This window comes from uncultured Ferrovibrio sp. (assembly GCF_937960835.1).
Classification (GTDB): domain Bacteria; phylum Pseudomonadota; class Alphaproteobacteria; order Ferrovibrionales; family Ferrovibrionaceae; genus Ferrovibrio.
Genome location: NZ_CALGPC010000015.1, coordinates 1 through 19,244, shown reverse-complemented (window position 1 = coordinate 19,244; position 19,244 = coordinate 1). Strand labels below are relative to the sequence as shown.

The 19,244-nt window shown below is 62.9% G+C and carries 16 protein-coding genes; 10 read left to right on the top strand and 6 right to left on the bottom strand.

Annotation, left to right across the window (positions count from 1 at the left end; translation table 11 throughout):
- Nucleotides 1-35: 35 nt before the first annotated feature.
- The gene (locus tag Q0603_RS14175) at nucleotides 36-1,604 is read right to left on the bottom strand and encodes a gamma-glutamyltransferase (protein WP_298726775.1); all 1,569 of its coding nucleotides are present in this window, start codon (nucleotides 1,602-1,604) and stop codon (nucleotides 36-38) included.
- Here Q0603_RS14175 and Q0603_RS14170 point away from each other — a divergent pair.
- From Q0603_RS14170 to Q0603_RS14155, 4 genes are all read left to right on the top strand, one after another.
- On the top strand, nucleotides 1,582-2,973 hold the full coding sequence (locus Q0603_RS14170; protein WP_298726773.1) for a M48 family metalloprotease: 1,392 nt from the start codon (nucleotides 1,582-1,584) through the stop codon (nucleotides 2,971-2,973). The genes Q0603_RS14175 and Q0603_RS14170 overlap by 23 nt on opposite strands.
- Nucleotides 2,974-3,071: 98 nt before the next feature.
- Nucleotides 3,072-3,824, top strand: coding sequence for a DsbA family protein (locus Q0603_RS14165; RefSeq protein WP_298726771.1), 753 nt, complete (start codon nucleotides 3,072-3,074; stop codon nucleotides 3,822-3,824).
- A 75-nt stretch (nucleotides 3,825-3,899) separates the two neighbouring features.
- A protein-coding gene (prfB, locus tag Q0603_RS14160; protein ID WP_298726769.1) for a peptide chain release factor 2 occupies nucleotides 3,900-5,016 on the top strand; the annotation gives its coding sequence in 2 pieces (ribosomal slippage) (nucleotides 3,900-3,968 and nucleotides 3,970-5,016; 1,116 coding nt in all).
- Nucleotides 5,017-5,383: 367 nt separating this feature from the next.
- The gene (locus Q0603_RS14155) at nucleotides 5,384-5,566 is read left to right on the top strand and encodes a hypothetical protein (protein ID WP_298726767.1); all 183 of its coding nucleotides are present in this window, start codon (nucleotides 5,384-5,386) and stop codon (nucleotides 5,564-5,566) included.
- Nucleotides 5,567-5,657: 91 nt separating this feature from the next.
- Here Q0603_RS14155 and Q0603_RS14150 read toward each other — a convergent pair whose 3' ends face one another.
- From Q0603_RS14150 to Q0603_RS14135, 4 genes are all read right to left on the bottom strand, one after another.
- Entirely contained in the window at nucleotides 5,658-6,149 is a 492-nt protein-coding gene (locus Q0603_RS14150) for a polymer-forming cytoskeletal protein (protein ID WP_298726765.1), read from the bottom strand.
- A complete protein-coding gene (locus tag Q0603_RS14145) occupies nucleotides 6,106-7,503 on the bottom strand; it encodes a M23 family metallopeptidase (RefSeq protein WP_298726763.1) in 1,398 nt (465 codons plus the stop codon). The genes Q0603_RS14150 and Q0603_RS14145 overlap by 44 nt, the downstream gene beginning before the upstream one ends.
- Nucleotides 7,504-7,685: 182 nt before the next feature.
- A complete protein-coding gene (locus Q0603_RS14140; protein WP_298726761.1) occupies nucleotides 7,686-8,180 on the bottom strand; it encodes a peroxiredoxin in 495 nt (164 codons plus the stop codon).
- Nucleotides 8,155-11,208, bottom strand: coding sequence for a bifunctional [glutamine synthetase] adenylyltransferase/[glutamine synthetase]-adenylyl-L-tyrosine phosphorylase (locus Q0603_RS14135; RefSeq protein ID WP_298726759.1), 3,054 nt, complete (start codon nucleotides 11,206-11,208; stop codon nucleotides 8,155-8,157). Before Q0603_RS14135 ends, Q0603_RS14140 begins: the two co-directional genes overlap by 26 nt.
- Nucleotides 11,209-11,327: 119 nt before the next feature.
- Here Q0603_RS14135 and Q0603_RS14130 point away from each other — a divergent pair, with 119 nt between their 5' ends.
- Nucleotides 11,328-14,534 carry an AsmA-like C-terminal domain-containing protein gene (locus Q0603_RS14130; RefSeq protein WP_298726757.1) on the top strand — a complete coding sequence of 1,069 codons (3,207 nt, stop codon included), beginning with the start codon at nucleotides 11,328-11,330 and terminating at the stop codon, nucleotides 14,532-14,534.
- Between the two features lie 10 nt (nucleotides 14,535-14,544).
- Here the strand turns inward: Q0603_RS14130 and Q0603_RS14125 are convergent, their stop codons facing one another.
- On the bottom strand, nucleotides 14,545-15,195 hold the full coding sequence (locus Q0603_RS14125) for a GntR family transcriptional regulator (RefSeq protein WP_298726755.1): 651 nt from the start codon (nucleotides 15,193-15,195) through the stop codon (nucleotides 14,545-14,547).
- 208 nt (nucleotides 15,196-15,403) lie between these two features.
- Here Q0603_RS14125 and Q0603_RS14120 point away from each other — a divergent pair, with 208 nt between their 5' ends.
- The 5 genes from Q0603_RS14120 to Q0603_RS14100 form a co-directional block, all read left to right on the top strand.
- On the top strand, nucleotides 15,404-15,886 hold the full coding sequence (locus Q0603_RS14120) for a TRAP transporter small permease subunit (RefSeq protein ID WP_298726753.1): 483 nt from the start codon (nucleotides 15,404-15,406) through the stop codon (nucleotides 15,884-15,886).
- Nucleotides 15,883-17,172, top strand: coding sequence for a TRAP transporter large permease (locus tag Q0603_RS14115; protein ID WP_298726751.1), 1,290 nt, complete (start codon nucleotides 15,883-15,885; stop codon nucleotides 17,170-17,172). The genes Q0603_RS14120 and Q0603_RS14115 overlap by 4 nt, the downstream gene beginning before the upstream one ends.
- A gap of 17 nt (nucleotides 17,173-17,189) precedes the next feature.
- Nucleotides 17,190-18,227, top strand: coding sequence for a TRAP transporter substrate-binding protein (locus Q0603_RS14110; RefSeq protein ID WP_298726749.1), 1,038 nt, complete (start codon nucleotides 17,190-17,192; stop codon nucleotides 18,225-18,227).
- Entirely contained in the window at nucleotides 18,227-18,583 is a 357-nt protein-coding gene (locus tag Q0603_RS14105; RefSeq protein WP_298726747.1) for a TIGR04076 family protein, read from the top strand. Before Q0603_RS14110 ends, Q0603_RS14105 begins: the two co-directional genes overlap by 1 nt.
- Before the next feature lie 4 nt (nucleotides 18,584-18,587).
- Nucleotides 18,588-19,244, top strand: a 657-nt coding sequence (locus Q0603_RS14100) for an aldo/keto reductase (RefSeq protein WP_298726745.1), incomplete at its 3' end; no start/stop codon positions are given.

The following is a 19,244-nucleotide window of genomic DNA, read 5'->3' as shown; positions in this document are numbered from 1 at the left end:
CAACTGATCTTCGACGAAAGAGCTGAAACTTCGATTTAGAATTGCTGACCCGTGGCAAGGCCGAAGCCGCGCCGGTCGGCCGCAAAGCTGCAGGTGGCGGGAGAGCGGGGCAGGCCGTCGCTGCAATAGGCGAGATTGACGCGGCCGATTGCGCTGCTTTGCGTCAGCGTCGCGCCATTCTTTTGCAGGTTTGCCAGCACACTCTGTTTGACACCCGGCTCGTGCAGTACCGGTGCCTGCAGGCCGCCCTGGAAGAAGCGTGGCTGCGCCAAGGCAATGGCCGCGCTGTCTACCTGGTCTTTGCCGAGGCCAGCTTCCAGCACGCTTTGAGCAAGGGCCGCGGCGCTGGCCGGGCCGCCGCTGGCACCGGCTGCGAAGAAGCTCTGGTTCACGCGCGGATTGATGCCGACCAAGGCCACCATGTAGGGGGTCTCGTCGCCCGGGCCGCCCGGAGGCGCGGCAAACAGGATGCCGGACTCGCGGCCGGCAAGGCGAGCGCCGAAGGAGCTGCCCATGCTGAATGCGCAGGCGACAGACAGGCCGTATCGGTCGATGGCGGCGATGCTGGCAGAGCCATAACCCTGCGCCGGCGCGCCATTTACGCCGCGATAGGCCTGACCGAGATTGGCGACAAATTTCTCCGGCTGCATCTTCGCCGAACCGATCAGCGTGCCGCCGTCATAGGTTTGCTCGATCAGCCAGGCGGCAATGGCGCCGCCACTGGCATTGGACGAGGTGTGAATGTCGATACTGTTTTCGAACGGCACCGCAATGGGCTTGCCGATGCTGGCCGCGTAACTGCGCAGTTCGTCCGCCGTGATACGGCCGCCTGCAGCCGTGATATCCGACAGCACAGTCTGCGCGAGGCTGCCCTGATAGAAATCGGCCGGGCCGGCACTGCGCAGACGCGCGAGCGTGGTTGCCAGTTGCGGCTGCATGCGGCGCTCACCTTCCGCAGGAATGCCGTTGCGGCCGCCAAGGACGCTGGCAAGAGCCGGATCGGCGCTGACAGGCGGCTGTGCTTCCTGCACCGCGCGCAGGAAGGCGCGGCTGGCGCCGTCGCCGAAGCGGGCGATCTGTTCAGCGGGAGCGACGACAGCTTCCCAGCGGACGCGGCCATAGCGGCCTTGCAGCAGGCCCAGTCCGCGCACCATGCCAGGGATGGCGATGGAACCGCCGGCCTGAGCCGGCAAGGCAGGAAATTCGATCGTCTCGGCGCGTTTGCGCGGCGCATCGCCGACCACGCAGAAGCCGCCTGCGCCCAGGGCGCTGGCATTTGGATAGGTCACCGAATAGGTGAGGGCAGCCGCAGCAACTGCGTCAGCCGCCGAGCCGCCGGCGGACAGAATGTCGCGGGCCACCAGCGCCGCACGCGGCTCGTCCGCAGCGACGCCGCCGATGAACCCTTTCAGATAATCGATCTGGCCGGGGCCCGCAGGCGATTGAAAACCACCGTCTTTCGAGCAGGCCGCGACCGATGCCGCAATTAGAACGGGCAGGATACATTGACGCGCACGGGAGGCGAGCTTACCTAAGACGGACTGGTCAAACTGGGCCAGTCTGTTAGGACAAAACTCCACCATGGCCGTACGCTGGTCCGTCATCCGCAAGTCTCTCGCTATCGGCTGTGCCGTCCTAATGGCGACCGTCAGCGCGATTCTACCGACCGCAGCCGAGGCCCAGCGCCGCGGTGCCTCTCTGGTGCGCGACGCCGAAATTGAAAATACCATTCGCGTTTACGCCGCGCCACTCTTCGCCGCCGCCGGCCTGTCGAATGACGCCATTTCCGTGCATTTGGTCAACGACCGGACCCTGAATGCCTTTGTGGCGGGCGGGCAGCGGATTTTCGTCAATACCGGCCTTTTGATGCGGTCCGAGCGGCCAGCCCAGGTGATCGGCGTGCTGGCGCACGAAATCGCCCATATCGCCGGCGGCCATCTGGCCCGGATGGGCGACGCCATCGATAACGCCAGCACTTTCATGATCCTGTCGATGCTGTTTGGCGCCGCTGCCGCCGTTGCCGGGTCGGGCGATGCCGCCGCCGCCGCCGTACTGGGCGGCCAGCAGGTGGCCGAGCGCAGCTTTCTGGCTTTCACCCGTGCGCAGGAATCGGCTGCAGACCAGGCCGGCGCGACCTATCTGGAACAGAGCGGCCAGTCCATCTCCGGCCTGATCGAGTTTTTGCGCATCATCGGCAATCAGGACCTGCTCGCCGCGCCGCGTCAGGACCCTTACGCCCGCACCCACCCGATGACCCCGGAACGCGTGGCGGCGCTGGAATCGCGTCTCTCGCGGTCGCTGTCGCGCAACGCCAAGGATACGCCGGACAACATCGACCGCTTCAAACGCATGCAGGCCAAGCTGGTCGGCTATCTTGAAGGCCTGGCTGCCACCTTGCGGAAGTATCCGGAAACCGATACCAGCCTTTATGGCCGCTATGCCCGCGCTTTCGCCTATTACCGCGCACTGGATTTCCCCCGCGCATTGCGCGAGACCGATGGATTGATCCAGCAATACCCGAACGATCCTTATTTCCATGAATTGAAGGCAGATATCCTGCTCAATATGGGCCGTGTGGCGGAATCGCTGCCGCCGATCAACGAGGCCTATCGCCTGGCCCCAAACGAGCCGCTGATCGCTTTTGGCGTCGGACAGCGGCTGGTGGCCATGGAAGACGACAGCCGCTTGGACGAAGCCATCGACATTCTCAAGACCGTCACCTTGCGCGAACCCGATAACAGCGCGGCCTGGCAGCAGCTTGCCACTGCCTATGGTCGCAAAGGCGATATCGGTATGGCGTCGCTGGCTTCCGCCGAGCGCTATCTGGTAATCGGCGCCCTGCGCGATGCGCAGGGGCAGGCCGAGCGTGCGGCTCATATCATGAAGGAGGGCAGCCCAGGCTGGCTGCGGGCGCAGGACATCATCACCTTCGCTAAAGACGAGCGCCGCAAGCAGCAACAGCAGCGCCGGTGATCGTTACACGACAACCTTTGCATACTCTTCACGCTCTCGTGGCTTGCCGGATTTGCCGCAGGGCAGGCATAGTGCGGCCGTTCCATAGAGGATATCCCATGTCGTTCTTTCGTTATTTACGTTCCTTCCTCCCTGTGCTTGCAGTGCTCGCCGCCCTGCCGGCTGCGGCCCAGCAGCAGCCCTTCACGCCGGAGCAGAAGGCGGCCCTTCAGGGGCTGGTTCGCGAGATTCTCGTCAACAATCCGGAAATTCTCGTCGAGGCGATGAATGCCCTGGAGATCAAGCAGCAGGAAGCGCAGGAAAATGCCTCCCGCGCCGCTATCGCCGCGAACAGGAAAGAGATTTTCGAGGATGGCCATTCCTATGTAGCCGGCAATCCGAAAGGCGACGTGACCATCGTCGAGTTCTTCGATTACCGCTGCGGCTACTGCAAGCAGGTGCATCCATCCCTGCAGACGCTGTTGAAGGAAGACGGCAAGATCCGGCTGGTGCTGAAGGAACTTCCGGTGCTGGGGCCGGACAGCGTGGTGGCATCGCGCGCGGCCATCGCGGCGCTGGAGCAGGAAAAGGGCGCGAAGTATTTCGCCTTCCACAATGCGATGATGGGCTTTCGCGGCCAGCTTTCCGAGACCGAGGTCTTCCGCATGGCCGGCGCGGCGGGGCTGGATACCAGGAAGCTGAAGGCCGACATGGCGAACCCCAAGGTGGAGCAGGTTTTACGGGCCAATTTGGCGCTGGCGCAAAAGCTCGGTGTGCAGGGAACGCCAGGCTTTGTGATCGGCGACATGCTGATTCCGGGCGCCATTTCGCTCGATTCGATGCGCCAGCTGGTCAGACAGGCGCGGGGATAACGGGATTATTTGACGAAACAGGCCGGAATCCGTATGGTCCGGCCGCAACACGACATCGAAGTTTAAGGGTTTGCTATGCGAGCCGAAATCAAGGCCATGGCCGATGAAATCCAGCAGTCGCTTGAACTGCTGAGGAGGTCTCTTTGACTGGGATAACTCGGTCAAACGCCTCGAAGAACTGAACGCGAAAGCGGAAGACAGCACACTTTGGAACAATCCGGCCGATGCCCAGGCGGTAATGCGCGAACGCAACCGGCTGGACCGGCAGATCAGCACCCAGCGCCGCCTTGAGCAGGCGCTGGCCGACAATATCGAGCTGATCGAGCTCGGCGAGGCCGAGGGCGATAGCGGCATCGTCGCGGAAGCCGAACAGGCCATCGAGCAGTTGCGGGATGAAGTTGCCAAGGCGCGGCTGGAAAGCCTGCTGTCGGGCGAAGCCGATGCCAATGACAGCTTCCTCGAAGTGCATGCTGGCGCCGGCGGCACCGAAAGCCAGGATTGGGCATCAATGCTTCTGCGCATGTATGTGCGCTGGGCCGAGCGCAAGGGCTACAAGGTCGAGTTCATCGAAGAGAGCGAAGGCGAAGAGGCCGGCATCAAATCCGCCACCATCAAGGTCAGCGGTCCGAATGCCTATGGCTGGCTGAAGAATGAAAGCGGCGTGCATCGCCTGGTGCGCATCTCTCCCTTCGATTCCAATGCGCGGCGGCATACCAGCTTTGCCTCGGTCGGCGCCTATCCGGTGGTGGATGACACCATCGAGATCGAAATCCTGGACAAGGATCTGCGCATCGATACCTATCGTGCTTCGGGTGCAGGCGGCCAGCACGTCAACAAGACGGACTCGGCCGTCCGTATCACGCATATCCCGACCGGCATCGTGGTCGCCTGCCAGACCAATAAGAGCCAGCATCGCAACCGCGACGAGGCAATGAAGATGCTGAAGGCGCGCCTCTACGAGCAGGAATTGCAGAAGCGCGAAGCCGAAAAGCAGGCGATGTTCGACGCCAAGAGCGATATCGGCTGGGGGCATCAAATCCGCTCCTATGTGCTGCATCCGTATCAGATGGTGAAGGATCTGCGCACGGAGCTGGAGACCAGCGACACGCAGGGCGTGCTGGATGGCGATCTCGACCAGTTCATGGCCGCGCAACTGGCCGCCCGCGTTGGCGGCGGCGAGAAGGCGGCGTAGGAGAGCCACTCATAGCCGCCAACCCGTCGTCTTGCTGCATGGGCTGTCGCGCGCAACTCTCAGCATGGCGCGGTTGGCGAAGGCTTTGTGGGCCGCAGGCCATGATGTGGTGAACTGTGAGGCTATCCCAGCCGGCGTTATGGCTTCGAGGATCTGGCCGGGTACTTTCGCCAGCTATGTGAATCCCTTCGCGATGAGCAAGGCACGCATTTCATCAGCCATTCGCTTGGCGGACAAATTCTGCGGGCGGGCCTCTGTCAGCTAGTCCCGTTCCCGCTTCGCCGCATCGTGTTGCTGGAGGTGCCACACCGCGGCGCAAAGGTGGTCTCGCGCCGGCTGGACAGCGCTATCTGCACTGACGCCGCGATTGGTTGGAAGGCTTGCCAATGACTTCTCCCGGGATGCGGCCTGGCTGAATTCCATCGGCTGTCCCGATGCGGAGATCGGCGTCATTGCCGCCTGGATCAACCGGTTCTACGGTGCGGCAGGAGAGCGCGACGGCACGGCGGAACTGGATTGCGCGCTGCTGCCGCAAGCCAAGAATACTTGATCCTCGATGTCGGGCATACCTTCATGCCCAGCGACCCGCACGATCGCGGCGGCGATCAGATTCCTCCAAGGGGACGGTTCGCGTTCGGCAATTAGCTGGTTGCGACGGACGCCGTCAGCGGCAGCGTATTATCGCTGCCATTTTTTAGCGCCTTGACGGCTTTCTCAGCCAGATCCACCGGCTCAGCGGGCACGACGCTCAGCTTGCCCGGCACGGTTTCACGCGGATTTTCGGCGAACTTGCACAGGCCTTCGATCTTGGCGCCGGCGGCAATCGACAGCAGTTCATGCCAGATATCGCCGCGCACTTTGGCGCTCTTGTCGAGCTCGACCGATTTGGCGCGGATGCGGCCGATCACCTCGCCGCGGATCAGTACCTGCTCGGCCACCACCTCGCCGATCACGCGGGCATTCTCGCCGATGGCCAGCTTGCCGGCGGTGACGTCGCCATTGACCACACAATCGATCTGCACCTCGCCATCGCTGACGAGATCCCCGTTCACGGTCAGACCGGAGGAGAGGATCGATGGCGGAGCCTGCTTAACGGCGGGCGTTGGATTGGTTTTCTTGCTGCTTGAAAACATGGTAGCCAGCCTCGATGAATTTGCCCGGATCGACCTGCTCGTCGTCGAGAAGAATTTCATAATGCAGATGCTGACCGGTGCTGCGCCCGGTCGAGCCCATGGTGCCAAGCTGCCGACCGAAGGCGACAGTGTCGCCGGTCTGTACGCTGATCGAGCTCAGATGAGCATACCGCGTTTTTACGCCAAGGCCATGATCGATCTCGACAGCGCGACCATACGGGCCTTTGCGGCCTGCAAAAACTACTACACCGGGTGCGGTCGCCGTAACCGGAGCGCGGTAGGGGCCGATGAAGTCGATGCCCGCATGAAAGGCCCATTGCTTGGTGAAAGGATCAAGTCGGCGGCCGAATTTGCTGGAAATCTCGTATTCGCTCGTCATTGGATGAGCCAAGGGCAGACGCTGCGCCAAGGCGAGCAACTCCCCCCAGCGTCCCAGCTGACCTTCCAGGTTGGTCATCTCATGGTCGATCGCATCGTTGCTGACCGACGCGACGGCGACACCGGTCCCATCGGACAGGCTTCGCAGCGGACCGCCGACGCCGACATCGGCTCGGGCTTCGGCGGCGCGGGCCAACATGCCGGAGATGTCGAGGCCGGTACGGCTCAGCGCCTTTTCCAGTGAAGCGACACTGGCTTCGGTCCGCTGGGTGAGTTCATCGAGCAGTTCGCGCTGGCGGCCACGCACCGCCAGCAGGCGGGTTTCGATATCGCGTGGCTTCACCGCGGGAACCGGCGGCTTCGCCTTCGATTCCCGCAGCATGCCTTCGAGATCTTCGATCGCGGCGAGCTCGGTGCGGCTGTCGCTGGTATTGGCGGGCGCTGCGGCTATAGCCGTATCGGGAGCGGGAGCAGGGGAGGGCGAGGCCGTGGCCGTGGCGGCGTCTGCAGCTCTTGCCTCGGGTTTAGCCTCAGCCGCCGCCGCTGCCGCTGCCGGCTGCTCCTTGGCCTTTGCCGCGGGCTTGCTCGCATCGGCGGTGCCGCCCTGGGACAGGGCAGGCGCGCGCTGCTTCATCGCCATGTCGTAGAGGCGGCGATAGCGCTCTTCCAGATCGCGCGAGGCGACGACGAAATTTTCCTGGCTCTTCTCGAAATCCTGGGCGAGGCGGTCGTAGGCGAGGCTCAGTTCGGCGATCCGCCGGTCGCGGGCATCGAGCATGGCATTCCGGTAGAAGACGTTGACCGACGCATAGCCGACCCAGCCGGCGAACATCACGACGCCAGTCGCCAGCAGCAACTGGGCGCGGGTCGACAGGGCGACATAACGGACGTCGCCGCGACTGCGGAAAATGATCTGCCGCTCTGGAAAAAGGCGGTCGCGCAACTCCCGCCATTGTCGTCTCGCGCGTCGCGTCACTCAGCCCCCCGGTTGATGCTCGGAATCGCCGTTACAAATGCCCAGCGATTAGGGCCTATTTGGTTTGGTTAATGCAAGGAAGAATCTGTCATATTTTCCGAATTAATATGACAGAACACATACTTAACGGATGTCACAGCAGTTATCCACAGGATGTGGACAAAGGCGGCAAGCGCTTGATTCTAAACCGCCTGAGCTGCCTTCAATACGGCATCGACGTGACCGGCGACCTTCACCTTACGCCAGATAGCTGCGAGTTTTCCCGTCCGGTCGATCAAAAATGTCGCACGTTCGATGCCCATATATTTGCGCCCGTAAAGGCTCTTTTCGACCCAGACTCCATACGACTCGGTGACCTTGCCCGACTCGTCGGAGGCGAGAATCACCTTGAGTTTATGCTTGGTCTTGAACTTGTCGTGGGCGGCGACGCTGTCGCGCGAGCAGCCGATTACGACGGCGCCTAGCTTGTCGAACTTCGCTTTCGCAGCTGAGAAGTCGATCGCCTCCTTGGTGCAGCCGCTCGTGTCGTCCTTGGGATAGAAATACAAAACGACGATCTTGCCCTTGAGCTCGCTCAGCGAAATCCTGCCGCCGTTATCGGTCGGCAAGGCGAAGGCTGGGGCCTTATCTCCGATCTGAAGAGTAGCGGTTTCAGCTTTCTTGGTCTTGGTCGCCATGATCGTTCTGTCCCGGTGTCGCTGAAGATTGGTTCAGGGAATCCGCCAACGATAGATACGGCGCGGCCGGTTTTTCCACCAGCCTCTCGAACAGCGCGCGCACGGCCTGCTGGGTGGCCGAGAGCTGCGCAGTCACCGCATTGAAATCGGCAGCGCCGACCAGCTTGGGCAGGCGACGGCGCAGCGCCGGCGGCCATGCCTCGGGATCACCGGCTTCTTCCTTGCCCGCTAGGCGGCTGACCGCCAGCAGCGTGGCGTAGAGCTTGGTGGCATCAATGAGCAATGAGGCCGTGTCCTGGTCGATCAGCTTGGCCGCCTGCATCGCGCCTAGCGCCGCGATGGGATTGCTGTGCAGGATTGCCGACTTGGCCGCTCCATGGCGCAGCAGCAGGTATTGCACGATGAATTCCACATCGACGATACCGCCGCGCTGCTGCTTCAGGTTCCAGATGTTGTCGCGCTTATGCTGGGCTGCCATGCGTTGCCGCATGCTGGCGACATTGGCCAGCAGCTTTTTATCGTCGCGCTTCTGCGTCAGCACCTCGCGCCGCACCGTTTCCACCTGCTTCAGCAAGGCAGGGGTGCCGCAGATCGTACGGGCTCGCGTCAGCGCCATATGCTCCCAGGTCCAGGCTTCATGGCGCTGGTACTCGGCGAAGGCATCGAGGCTGATCGCGATCGGTCCCGCGCTGCCGCTGGGCCGCAGCCGCATGTCCACTTCATAGAGCCGGCCTTCGCCGGTCATCGCGGTGATGGCATTGATGAAGCGCTGACAAAGCCGGGCATAATACAGGCCCGGCGTCAGCGGACGCGGCCCGTTCGATTGCCCGGCATTGGCGGGGCACTGGAAGATCAGCACCAGATCGAGATCGGATTCCAGGGTTAGTTCCTGGCTGCCCAGACGTCCGAAGCCCAGCAGTGCAATCTTGGAATTGCGGATTTTGCCATGCTGCACCTCGAATTCCGCGCAAACATGGCCGAGCAGTTCCTCCAGCACCACATCGGCCACGGCGCTGAGCGCGGCACCGGCAGCTTCGCCATCCAGCCGGCCGCGCAGCAATCCGATGCCGACCTGCAGCTTCAGTTCGGAGGTCCAGCGCCGGGTCCAATCCAGCACGTCCTGAAAATCGCGCGCCGCCGAAAGCTGGCGCTTGAGACTGGTCGCCAGCGCCGCGCGATCAAACACCGCTTCCTGGGAGGCATATTCCAGCAGGCTGTCGAACAGTGCGCTGTTGTGCGCCAGCGCCTCAGCCAGCTGCGGCGCGGCGGCCAGCACTTCGGCCAACGTATCCAGCACCTCCGGATTGGCCTGCAAGAGCGAGAAAAGCTGCACACCTGCGGGGAGACTTGCGAGAAAATGATCGAAGCGGTGAATCGCCACGTCGGGACTGCCGGTGCGCGAGAAAGCCTCCAGCAGTTGAGGCATGATTGCGGTCAGCTTTTCACGCGCACGCTCCGAGCGCATGGCGCGGTAGCGGCCAAAATGCCAGCCGCGGATCATCGCTGCGATTTCAGACGGATCGCTGAAGCCCAGTTCCTTCAGCGTGATCAGTGTTTCTGGATCGTCGTCGGTGCCGGTAAAAACCAGGTTGCCGACCTCGGAACCAAGCGAAGGCGCCTCGCTGAACAGATCATCGTAATGGCGCTTCACCCGCGCCAATACCGCCAGCAGGCGTTCGCGGAAGCTTGCAGCATCCTTTTCGCCGAGGAAGCAGGCCAGATGCGTCAGACCCTGCTCGTCGGCAGGGAGCGTGTGCGTCTGCTCGTCGGCGATCATCTGCAGGCGGTGCTCGACCTTGCGCAGATAGGCGTAATCTTCCTTCAGTTCATCGCAGACCGTTTGGCTCAGCCGCTCGGTGTCGACCAGGGCCTGCAGCGCCGCGCAGGTCGGCGCCACGCGCAGTCGCGTGTCGCGGCCGCCGGAAATCAATTGCTGCGTCTGGGCGAAGAATTCGATCTCACGGATGCCGCCGCGGCCCACCTTGATATTGTGGCCAGCCACCGCGATCTCGGCATGGCCGCGATGGGTATGAATCTGCCGCTTGATCGAATGAATATCCTCAATCGCAGCAAAGTCGAGATTCTTGCGCCACACATAGGGCGTCAGCCGCTGCAGAAAGCCGCGGCCTGCTTCGATATCACCGCCCACAGGGCGCGCTTTAATCATCGCAGCGCGCTCCCAGTTCTGGCCGAAGCTTTCGTAATAGGTCTCGGCCGCCGCCATCGACAGCACCACCGGCGTCGAGCTCGGATCGGGCCGCAGCCGCAAATCGGTGCGGAAGACATAACCGTCCTCGGTGCGGTCGCTGAGCAGGCGCACCATCTGCCGCGTCAATTCAATGAAACATTCCAGCGCCGACTTGCGGCCAGTATACCGCACCACCTCCTGGTCATAGAGCATGATCAGGTCGATGTCGCTGGAATAGTTCAGCTCGCGTGCGCCCAGCTTGCCCATTCCGAGCGCGACAAAGCCCGAGCCCTTGCAGGGATCTTTTTTCGAGGGCAGTTGCAGTTCCCCACGGGCCGCCGCGTCGCGCAGGAGCACTGCCATCGCGCTGTCCACCGCCAGCGCGGCGAAGTCGCTTAAATTTCCCGTGACTTGATCCAGCGGCCACAGCCCGCCGATGTCGGCGCTGGCGATGGCCAAAGCCACCTGACGCTTGGCGCGGCGCAGCGGCATGGCCAGCTCATCGGGTCCGCTGGCCTTCTTTGCCGCCGCGCGCAGCCCTTCCATCGCATGCTCAAAGGCCGTATTCGGGCCATAATCAAGGAGTAGGGAAACCGTCTCCAGTTCGTTGAGCGCCAGATGGGTGAGATAGGGGCTGTTGCCGAACCAGCAGGACAGCAGCGCCTTCGGCCCTTTTTTCCTGGCGGCCACCGACAGGCGCTTGGCAAGGCTGCGGTCCGGGCATTCCGCCAATGCCTCTGCCCAGGCCTCGAAGCCGAGCTTGGTGGCCTGCGCATCGAAGGGGAGGGGAAGATCACTCCAGGCGGGAGCCTTCTCGCCGGGCGCAGAGTTGTGAGTCATGTGGCGTTTCCCTCGTGCGGGTCGCCAAGTTCGGTTAAACTTCCGCCAGGGTCAAGCAATTGCGGCCCTGGCTATTGGATGACGGGGGTAGCGTGGTTCTGCGGTGGAGTCGGTTGCTGGTGCGCTTGACACTGGCTGTGCTGGTGACCTTGGCACTCCTCGCAGGCCTCCTGGCTTGGCGGGTTGCCCAGGGCCCGGTCTCCATCGATTTTCTGATCCCCTATATCAGTGAAGCGTTGACCATCCCCCGGCTGGGCATCAAGGCCGAGATGGCCGATGTGTTGCTGGCCTGGTCGGAACGCGAACAGGCTCTGCGCCTGCGGCTGCGCGACGTTCGCTACCGGGTTGAGGACGAGCGCGTAGCGCTCACCGTGCCGACCATCGATATGGGACTGAGCGGGCCATCGCTGCTGCGTGGCGTGGTCGCGCCGCGCTTTTTGCATGTCAGCGGCATTGAAGCGCGTCTGGTGCGTGACCGCCAGGGCCGGTTCATCTTTGGCCTGCCGGCAGATGACGAGGCGGGGGACGCCCCTTCTGATACCCCACCGCCGGAGCCCGCCGCGACGGAGGAGGATCAGCCGGAACGCGTCGTCCAGACGATGTTTGCCAGCATCTTCGACATCCTGTCCCGGCCGCCCGATCCCGATGACAGTTTCGGCCAGATCGAAACGATCTCCATCCTGGCAGACCGGCTGATCATCGAGGATTGGAAGCTTGACCAGCGCTGGGTGGTTCCCGGCGCTCAGATGGTGGCGCGTCGCGGCGAGGGCCATGCTTTCGCCAGCGCCTCCGGTGCGCTGGATTTCCGAGGCAAGCATGTGCAGGTCAATGTCGATGCCGATTACTCGGCCGAGAGCCGCTCGGCCCGTGTGGTGCTCAAATTCGACCAGGTAGAGCCGTCCGATTTCGCCGATGTGGTCCCCGAACTGGCGCCGCTTGCCCATCTCCGTGCGCCGGTGGCCGGCAGCCTCGAACTCACCGTCACCGAGGATGGCCAGCAGCTCGATCTCGGCTTCTACCTGGAAGCCGGCGCCGGTAAGATCGATGCGCCGGACTTGCTGGCCGCGCCCCTTGATCTGACCGAGGCCCGCTTCAGAGGACTGATCGAGGCTGCGACCGGCGAACTGCACCTGGCCGAGGCCAGCCTGCAATTCGCCGACGATTTCCGTCTGTCCTTTGGCGGCACGGTGACCCGCTCGCCGCAGAACGAATACGGCCTGGCGGTGAAAGGCCAGTTCTTTGACCTGCCAACCAATAGCCTGGAACTTTACTGGCCGACTACCATGGCCAAGAATGCGCGCGAATGGGTGACCAGCCGCATCCGCGAAGGCAAGGTCACCGCAGGCCGGTTCACCGCCGATCTGGTGCATGAAATGCTGGATGGCGTGGTGCCGATCCCACGCGAGGCGTTCCAGCTGGATTTCGCTTTCGATGGGCTGGAGCTCGATTATCTGCCGCCGATGCAGAAGCTGGTGGCAGTGAAGGGCTCGGCCACGCTGAATGCCGACGAACTCGATCTTACCGTCGAGTCGGGCAAGGTGGGCTCCTTGCAGGTCGGTTCCGGACGCGTGCGCATCCTTGGCCTGCAGGCAGGGGAGCAGCAAGCCGATATTACTGGCGCGACCACGGGCACCAGCCGCGACGTTCTGGCGCTGATTGACCAGAAGCCGCTGGGCTTCCCTTCGAAGCTCGGCATCAAGCCGGCCGGCGTCGGCGGCAATGCAGCTGTGAAGTTCCGCTTGCGCTTCCCGCTGGTCAATGCCCTCCAGGTCGACGATATCATTGTCGATGCGGATGCGGACCTGGCTGGGCTGAGCATGCCGAAGCTGCTCAACCGCTACGACCTCACCAACGGCGATCTTAAGCTGAAGGTCGACACCAAAGGCCTGGAGGCCGGCGGCAAGGCAGCGATCAATGACGTGCCGCTGCAGATCGGCTGGCGGCAGGAATTCAACGCGCGCGTCGCTATACCGGCGCGCTACAGCCTAAAAGGGCGCGTCGACGAGGCGCAACGCAAGGCGCTTGGTTATCCGCTGGCGCCTTATATCGACGGTCCGGCCGACGCCACGATCCAAATCGAGGAACGCCGCGGCGGCGAAACCGTCATCGGCGGCGAATTCGATCTTACCGATGCCGTCATTGATTTGGCGGAAGCGCATCTCAACAAGCCGACCGGCGAGGCATTAAAGGGGCGAGTGCTGATCCGCACCAAAACGGGGCAACCGGTGCAATTCGACACGATCGAATTGAACGGCCCGGAGATGGCTCTGATCGCCAAAGCGGTGTTGCCGCCGGGGGGCGGCTGGGCGGCTGAGATTTCGCAGTTCCGCCGGGGCGCGAACTCGGCCAGCGGACGGATCGTGTTTACCGCTGCCGGCGATGCGCAGATCGAATTGCGCGGCAAGCGCTATGACCTGCAGCCCTTCATGGAAGATATTTTCGATGACGGTGGCGAACCGGGCCAGCCCAAGCCGCGTCTGGTGCTCGATCTGCGGCTCGACGAGGCAGTGATCGGCAAGGATCTGGAGATGCGCAATCTGCAGGTCAATGTCGAACGCAAGCCCGAGCGGCTGGAATATGTCAGCATCACCGGCGGCTTTGCTACGACCGGGGGCATGACCCTCACTATCGCGCCGCAGCTCGATGGCCGCGCGCTGAACCTGCAAGCCGATAATGCCGGCGCCTTGCTGCACTTCTTTGGCATCACCGACATGCAGGGCGGCACCATGCGGATAGTGGGCCGCTTCGATGATACACAGCGCACCCAGCCGCTGACCGGCAAGATGGATGTCCGCAATGTCCGCGCCGTGAAGGCGCCGTTCCTGGCGCGTTTATTCGGTGCCGGCTCATTCACCGGTCTGTCCAGCTTGCTGTCGGGCGAGGGAATTTTGTTCGAAAGCGGCGAGGTGCCCTTCGAGCAGAAGGATGGCGTGCTGACCTTGCAACCGAGCCGCTTTCAGGGACCGCAGCTCGGCCTGACCTTTGAGGGCACAGTCAACCAGAAGACTGACCATATCAGCGTCAGCGGAACTGCTGTGCCGGCGTTCGTGCTGAATACCATCCTCGGCCGGATTCCGGTGCTGGGCGATCTTTTCGTTGGCGACGGCATCATTGGTGTCAATTTCGCAGTGTCTGGTCCGCGCGACGATCCGCAGTTCACCGTCAACCCGCTTTCGGCGCTGGCTCCTGGTTTCCTACGCCGTATTTTCCAGGCGCCACAGGAAAAGGCGCCGGCGGAAGACAGGCCAAAACCTGCCGAAAACAAGCCGGCTGAAGAAGCGCCTCAGCCGTCACCATTGTCCGGAGGAACGGCAAACACGCCTTAAGAAGGGACCGTTACGGCTGCGCTAGCAGGTCGAAGGCCCAGCTTAGATCAGCCTCCAAGGCGCGGCGCACCGCGGCGACATCGCGTTTGCGTAAAGCTGCGACGATCTGGTTGTGGAAGTTGCCGCGCATGCTGCGCTGGCTGGCCTTGTGCCGTTTAGAATGCTGCTCCACGGCAGTGCGCAGATAAGGGCCGGATTGCAACCACAAAGAACGGATAATCGCCATGAGGCTGGGCGAACCGCAGGCTTCGTAGAGGGCAAAGTGGAATTGCTGATTGCACAGCAATTCGCGGTCGGCATCGCCGGCGGCCGCCGCCGCGGTATAGTCGGCTTCGGCGGCGGCAAGCCTGGCCAATAGCGGCGCATCGACATGGGCCGCGGCGAGCTCTGCCGCATGGCCCTCGATCAGCAGCCGGGTATGGCGCAGATCGGTCAGCCGCTCAGGCGTCATCGGCGGCACCCGCACCGAGCGCTGCGGCAGGCCTTCCAGCGCCTTTTCCGCAATCAGGCGGCGCAGCGCCTCGCGCACCGGCATGACGCTGGTGTCGAAAGCCTCGGCGAGATCGCGAATGGTCAGTATCTGGCCAGGCTGCAATCGTCCGCAGATCAGGGCGTCGCCCAGTTCGGCATAGACCCGATCCTGCACTGTATCGCGGATCACCGGCGCCACGGCGCGGCGGACGGCATTGTCGCGAGAATTGCCCCGGTCTGAAAGGCCACGCTCAACCGTGCGTGTACCGCCGCGGCTTGACACAACGGCAGGGGTGGGAATTGCGCTGCGGCGGCGGCCCGGCATCCCGATCAGCTTGACAGAAATTCGCCTGCCTCTCTACTGTGATCACATATCAAAAAAGGGGGCAGCCACCGCCATGACCGTGCGTTCCATCGCCGGCCGCTTCGAGCGCGGCTTTGCCTTCGCTGGCGCGCTGGCGTTGCTGATCATGGCTGCGGTTTCTTTCTTCGATGTCATCTTTCGCAGCGTCAACCGGCCGGTTACCGGTGCTTATGAGTTGACCGCCGTTCTGGTGGCGCTCACGGTTTTCGCCCTGCTGCCGGGCGTGACCCTGCGCGACGAGCATGTCCGTGCTGGCATGCTGAGCATGCTGGCCAAGCGTCATGCGGGGCTGGCTGTTGCGATGCGCTGGCTGCGCCAGCTGCTGCTCGCGATCCTGTTCCTGTATCTCGCAGTCACGTTGTGGCGCATGGGGCAGACCTTCCAGCGTGCCGGTGATCTGGCGCCCTTCATCGATCTGCCGCTTGCCTGGGTCGCTTGGTTCGGCGCGGCCGGCGGTGTGGTCAGCGCGGTTTGCGCCCTGTTCAGCAAGCGCGGCGCCGGAGCAGAACTCGCATGACCGCAGCCGTTATCGCGCTCGCGGTCATGCTTGTCCTGATCGTGTTTGAGGTGCCCATCGCGGTGGCAATGGCGTTGCCCGGCATTGCGGGCTTTCTGTGGATGCTGGGCTGGGAGCCCACCGCCTACATGGTGGCGGAGACCACCTTCAGCACGGTAAATTCCTATGCGCTGTCGGTGATCCCGCTCTTCATCCTGATGGGTAATCTGATCAACGAGGCCGATGTCTCGCGCGAGCTTTATGATGCTGCCTACCGCTTCGTCGGGCATCTGCGCGGCGGCCTTGCCATCGCCACGGTAATCGCCTGTGCAGCCTTTGCCGCGGTCTGCGGTTCCAGCTTGGCAACCTCGGCGGCGATGTCGAAGGTCGCCTACCCGTCGATGAAGCGCTATGGCTATGCCGATGGCCTGGCGGCTGGCAGCATCGCGTCGGCGGGGACACTCGGCATCATGATCCCGCCCAGCGTCGCCCTAATGGTCTACGGCATCATGACCCAGACCGACATCGGCAAGCTATTCATGGCTGGCGTGCTGCCCGGCCTGCTCGGTGCGCTGCTCTATGTCGGCGCCGTGCTGCTGACCGTAACCCTGTGGCCGCAGGATGGTCCTGCCGGCGAGCGCAGTTCCTGGGCCGAGCGCCTGCATGCGCTGCGCGGCACTGCTCCCGTTCTCGGCCTTTTCCTGCTGGTGGTAGGCGGGATGTATGGCGGTGTGTTCACGCCGACCGAGGCTGCCGGCATTGGCGCGGTCGGCGCTTTCTTCATTGCCTTTGCCCGGCGCAAGCTCACGGCGCAGCGGCTGCTCGCCATCCTGATTGATACTGCGGCCACCACCACGATGCTGTTCTTCGTGCTGGTTGGGGCACTGATTTTCTCCAAATTCATAACCATCGCTGGCTTTACCCAGGCGCTGACCGGCTGGTTTCATGACCTGCAGATCGGTCCGCTCGGCCTGATGCTGATCATCTGCGTCATGTATCTCGTGCTCGGCTGCTTCCTGGAAAGCATGTCGATGATCCTGCTCACCCTGCCGATCGTGTTTCCGATCGTCATGGCCGCCGGATTCGACCCAATCTGGTTCGGCGTCATCCTGGTCACCCTGATTGAGGTGGCGCTGATCACACCGCCGGTCGGCATGAACGTATACATGATGCACACATTGCTGCCGCATATTCCGATGAAGACGATCTTTGGCGGTATCGGTGCCTTCGTGGCGGCCGACATCCTGCGCATCGCGCTAATGATCACCTTTCCCGCCATTGCCACTTTCCTGCCATCGCTGATGTGAACCATAAGAGGCCTGTTATGACCCTACGCCGTTCCTTCCTGTTTGCCGCTGTCGCGGCCGTCGCCAGCGTTGCCTCGGCCGCCCAGGCGCAGACCGTGCTGCGCTTTTCCAACTGGCTGCCGCCGACGCATCATGTCGTCACGGAAATGGTGCAGCCCTGGGCCGCGGATGTGGAGAAGGCCACCGAAGGCCGGGTGAAGCTGCAGGTGCTGCCCGCACTGGGCGCGCCGCCGGCGCATTTCGATCTGGTCAAGAACGGCGTTGCCGATGTCGCGTTTGGCGTACATGGCTATACGCCGAACCGCTTCAAGCTGACTGAGATGTCGGAACTGCCGTTTACCACCGATCATGCGGTGGTGAACTCGCTAGCCTACTGGCGCACCTATCAGAAGCATTTCGCCAAGTACAACGAGCATGAGGGCGCCCATCTGCTTGGTCTGTGGACCAACGGCCCGTATCAGCTGTTTACCAAGGCCAACGCCTTTACCAGCCTGGACGCGGTCAACGGCATCAAGATCCGCATCCCCGGTCCGACGGTGGAGCGTATCGCCAAGGCGCTGGGCATGACGCCGATCTCCTCGCCGCTGACCGAGGCCTATGAGCAGATCTCGCGTGGCGTGATCCAGGGCATGTTCCAGCAGAAGGAAACGGTGATCGCCTTCAACATGACCCAGCATATGCCGGTTGCCAGCTTCGTGCCGGGCGGCTTCGCCCATTCCAGCCAGTTCATGGTGATGAACGAGGCCAAGTGGAAGGCATTGGAGCCGCGCGACCGCGACGCCATCGCCAAGCTGTCGGGCGAGGCGATGGTCAAGCGCTTCGCTGCCGTCTGGGAAGCCAAGGAAGCTGCCGCACTGGCAAAGTTTGCCGAGACCGGCGTGAAGGTGACAAACGTGGAAGGCAAGCTGCTGGATGAGCTGCGCGGCAAGCTGCAATTTGTCACAGACGAATGGCTGGCCGAGGCGACCAAGAAGGCGCCGGAGGCCGCCACGGCGCTGAACGAATACAAGGCCGCGATCCCGGCGATCGCCAAAGAGCTGAACGTGAATCCGTGATGGCTGACGACAGATTCAGCCTTTACGACCTTCGCATCGAATGGGTGCCGGGCGACCGCTGCTTCTGTGCAGCCAAGCCCGGCGACCATTTCGAATTGCATGGCGAGCAGCTGCATTTTCCGCCGGGCCAGTCCTGGTCGATCTATACCCTGGCAGCCCTGCTGCCGCTGCTGCCGGCCAAGCAGCGCGAGACGCATCCGAATGACTGGATGACTACCGACGCGCTGGTGGCCTGTCCCGATCCGAACTGCAACGCGAAATTCCGCATCCGCCGTCTGGGGAAGCGCGAATTCCGTCATTCCGAAACCACTGCCGTGCCCCTGACGAGGAACGGCGACAGCGACAAGTCAGAGTGAGAGCATGGTAGAGCGTTACGAACTGGCCCCCGGCTACACGATGTCGCGGCTGCTCAAGGGCGGCTGGCATCTCGCTGGCGGCCACGGCGAGGTGGACCGCGACCAGGCGATCCGCGACATGGCGGCCTTTGTCGAGGCCGGCATCACCAGCTTCGACTGCGCCGACCATTACACCGGCGTGGAAGAACTGATCGGCGATTTCCGCGCAGCCTACCCAGAGCTCGGCAAGAAGATCGAGATCCATACCAAATTCGTGCCGGATTACGACCGGCTTGCCACTTGTGACCGCACTTATGTCGAGAGCATCATCGACCGCTCGCTGAAGCGCCTGCGCGTTGATTGCCTCGACCTCGTGCAGTTCCACTGGTGGAATTACACCATCCCCGGCTATGTCGAGACGATGGGCGTGCTGGACGATCTGCGCCGCGCCGGCAAGATTCGCTATCTCGGCTTGACCAATTTCAACACGACGACGATGCGCGAGATCCTCGCCGCCGGTGTGCCGGTGGTCGCGATCCAGTTGCAATATTCGCTGATCGATGGACGGCCGGAGCGCGGCATGGTCGATCTCTGCCGCGAGCACAAGATCGGGCTGCTCTGCTACGGCGCGCTGGCCGGCGGTTTCTTAAGCGAGGCCTGGCTCGGCAAGCCCGAGCCGCAG

Excerpts from the sequence above, each read along its gene's own strand:
- Q0603_RS14175 (WP_298726775.1), bottom strand. The coding sequence starts at position 1,604 with ATGACGGACCAGCGTACGGCCATGGTGGAGTTTTGTCCTAACAGACTG.
- Q0603_RS14140 (WP_298726761.1), bottom strand. The coding sequence starts at position 8,180 with ATGGCGACCAAGACCAAGAAAGCTGAAACCGCTACTCTTCAGATCGGA.
- Q0603_RS14170 (WP_298726773.1), top strand. The coding sequence starts at position 1,582 with ATGGCCGTACGCTGGTCCGTCATCCGCAAGTCTCTCGCTATCGGCTGT.
- Q0603_RS14165 (WP_298726771.1), top strand. The coding sequence starts at position 3,072 with ATGTCGTTCTTTCGTTATTTACGTTCCTTCCTCCCTGTGCTTGCAGTG.
- Q0603_RS14115 (WP_298726751.1), top strand. The coding sequence starts at position 15,883 with ATGACCGCAGCCGTTATCGCGCTCGCGGTCATGCTTGTCCTGATCGTG.
- Q0603_RS14110 (WP_298726749.1), top strand. The coding sequence starts at position 17,190 with ATGACCCTACGCCGTTCCTTCCTGTTTGCCGCTGTCGCGGCCGTCGCC.
- Q0603_RS14105 (WP_298726747.1), top strand. The coding sequence starts at position 18,227 with ATGGCTGACGACAGATTCAGCCTTTACGACCTTCGCATCGAATGGGTG.
- Q0603_RS14135 (WP_298726759.1), bottom strand. The coding sequence starts at position 11,208 with ATGACTCACAACTCTGCGCCCGGCGAGAAGGCTCCCGCCTGGAGTGAT.
- Q0603_RS14120 (WP_298726753.1), top strand. The coding sequence starts at position 15,404 with ATGACCGTGCGTTCCATCGCCGGCCGCTTCGAGCGCGGCTTTGCCTTC.
- Q0603_RS14150 (WP_298726765.1), bottom strand. The coding sequence starts at position 6,149 with ATGTTTTCAAGCAGCAAGAAAACCAATCCAACGCCCGCCGTTAAGCAG.